Raw genomic sequence first — 2479 nt, 5'->3', positions numbered from 1 at the left:
TCTCCTGAGTGAAGCTCGTCAGTTCGCGGGTGCCGGCGACGAGCGTGGTGGAGCGCACGAAGGTGCCGCGTCCGTGTTCGCGGCGCAGCAATCCGCTTTCCTCCAGATTGCGCAAAGCGTGGCGCAGCGTGATGCGGCTGACCCCGAACAGCGCGCCCAGCCGGTCTTCGGCCGGGATCTGGTCGCCCGTCGCCCATTCGCCGCTTTTGACGATGGCGCGGATGGCCTCCTCGACCTGATACCAGAGCGGCTCGGGCCTTCTGCGATCCGGCTGCTGAAAACTGGCTTCACTCATCGGATCTGTCTCCACCCGCTTCCGGCCTGTCCGGCCACTGCCGCACCGACCAGGCCGGCGCCGGGGCCGAACGCGCCAGCCTTGAGAGAAATGCCGCGCAGATGCGGCGGCAATTGGCGCCGCAGCGCGGCAAGCAGCGGCGGTCCGATGACGTCAAGCGCATCGGCAAGGCCGCCGGAAACCAGGACCACCTAGGGGTCGAGCAGCGCGACGGCGCCGGCAAGCGCGGTGCCCAGCCGGCGCGCCGGCAGCTCGAGCAAGGTCTGTGCCGCGAGTTCGCCCGCCTGGGCAGCCGCGATCAGCTGGCGGCCGCTGGCAAGGCCGACCTGGCCGGCAAGCGCGTCAAGCGCGCGGCCCGATGCAACGCGCTCCAGCCAGCCGCTGCGCTCCTCGCCATGGTCCTTGATGTCGGCGCAGGCCCAGCCGAACGAGCAGGCGCCGCCATGCGTGCCGGCGACGATGCGGTGGTTGGCGAGCACCGCCGAGCCTATGCCCGTGCCGATTGCCAGCAGGATCGCATCCGACATGCCCTTCGCGCTGCCTTCAACGGCTTCCGCCAGCAGGGCGATCTGCGCGTCATTGCCAACGGCGACGCGCAATTGCGGGAACAGCGCCGCGATGTCGACACCGTCGAGCCAAGGGAGATTCGGGATCCAGCGGCAGACCGACCCCTCGACGAGACCTGGCACCGCCAGGCCCAACGCCTTGACCGCGCCAGCCTCGGCGCAAAGCGCCGCGATACGGGCGACGAAGGCATCAAGGCTTGCCGGCGCCGGTTCGCGGCTCGGCCTCTCCAGCGCGCTGACATTGCCGGACTGGACGGCGGCACGCAGATTTGTGCCGCCGAGATCGATGGCCAGAACCCGCGTCATCGGCGCCCTCCGGCAGCCGGTGGCGCGAACAGACCGCTGCCGGCGTTCCAGGAATGCGAGGCCGCCGCGAAGGCCTGCGCATGGCGCGTGCCGCGCAGGCAGCCGCGCAGACGGTAGAGCGCGCTGTAGTAATCGACATAGGGGAAGCTGCTCAGGCCCCGCGCCAGCTCGTATTCATGCACCGCCTCGCTCCACGCCTCGAAGCCGTCGCTGACGTCGACCAGGTGCTCGGGGCGGAAACCGTCATCGTCCTCCCAGTTCTCGCCGAACAGCAGCAAGCCCGGCGTAAAGGCGGCATGGTCGCGCGCAACAGTCGGAAGGGCGGCGAAGAAGATGCCGGTCTGCGTCAGCTTGGCTGCGGCGCGATGGTCCTTGTGCCAGCTGCCGTGCCAATGGGTTATGACCACTTCCGGCTTCAGCTCGCGAATGACATCGCACAGTTTCAGCGCCGTCTCGTCATCGGAAGGCAGGAAGGCGTCATGCAGGCCAAGATTGCGCATGGCGACGCCGAGGCGAGCGGCGGCCCTGCCCGCTTCCTCTTCCTTCTGAGCGCAATAGTGCTCGGGGATCAGGCACGGATGGCCCTGCTCGCCCATGCTCAGGTGCAGGAACGTCACCGTGGCGCCCCTCATTACGGCGGCCGCCGCCAGCGGTCCGGCGATCACCTCGGCATCGAAGGCATGCGCGCCGACGACCAGGATGGATTTGGCGGCATAGATCCTGTCCTCGATCATTTCATGCCTCCCCCGGCGCCTACGCCCTCTCGAATCTGGCGGGCGAGCAGACAATACATGATCAGGATCGGCGCCATGGAGATCGCCAGCGAGGCGAACACCAGGCCCCAATCGGTGCGGTACTGGCCGACGAAGACGCTGATGGCCAGCGGCACGGTCTTGTAGCGGTCGTCGAAGATGAAGATCAGCGGGAAGAAGAAGTCGTTCCACACGGCGATCGCCGTGAAGATGGCGACGATCGACACCGCCGGCTTCACCATCGGCAGGATGATCTGGAACAGGATGCGGACCTCGCCGGCGCCGTCCATGCGTGCCGCCTCGTCGAGTTCGGAGGGCAGGACGCGCATGAAATTGGCGAAGATGAAGACGGCGAAGGGAATGCGGATCGCCGAATAGACGAGGATCAGTCCGGTCAGGGAATCCAGCAGGCCGAGATTGCGCATCAGCGTGAACAGCTCGACCGAGGCGAGCCTTATCGGCAGCATGATGCCGGACAGGAACAGGCCGAGCATGATGGCGTTCCAGCCCAGCCGATAGCGGCTGAGCGGAGAGGCGGACATGGCCGAGACGACGCTGCT

The 2479-nt window shown here is 67.4% G+C and carries 5 protein-coding genes; all 5 read right to left on the bottom strand.

The features are described 5' to 3' along the window. Positions 1-295: GntR family transcriptional regulator (locus FJ980_RS29745; protein WP_140547192.1), on the bottom strand; the 295-nt coding region annotated here is incomplete at its 3' end. Next, the gene (locus FJ980_RS35550) at positions 292-486 is read right to left on the bottom strand and encodes a hypothetical protein (RefSeq protein WP_246676607.1); all 195 of its coding nucleotides are present in this window, start codon (positions 484-486) and stop codon (positions 292-294) included. The genes FJ980_RS35550 and FJ980_RS29745, both read right to left, overlap by 4 nt. Then, the gene (locus FJ980_RS29740; protein ID WP_246676605.1) at positions 487-1167 is read right to left on the bottom strand and encodes an ROK family protein; all 681 of its coding nucleotides are present in this window, start codon (positions 1165-1167) and stop codon (positions 487-489) included. It abuts the gene before it with no gap. Next, on the bottom strand, positions 1164-1901 hold the full coding sequence (locus FJ980_RS29735; protein ID WP_140514580.1) for a PIG-L family deacetylase: 738 nt from the start codon (positions 1899-1901) through the stop codon (positions 1164-1166). Before FJ980_RS29735 ends, FJ980_RS29740 begins: the two co-directional genes overlap by 4 nt. Further along, a partial coding sequence (locus FJ980_RS29730) for a carbohydrate ABC transporter permease (RefSeq protein ID WP_140547191.1) occupies positions 1898-2479 on the bottom strand: 582 nt, incomplete at its 5' end. The genes FJ980_RS29730 and FJ980_RS29735, both read right to left, overlap by 4 nt.

Source organism: Mesorhizobium sp. B1-1-5 (assembly GCF_006443065.1).
GTDB lineage: Bacteria > Pseudomonadota > Alphaproteobacteria > Rhizobiales > Rhizobiaceae > Mesorhizobium.
The sequence above is the reverse complement of the archived record's forward strand: the minus strand, read 5'-3'. Positions and strand labels throughout refer to the sequence as shown.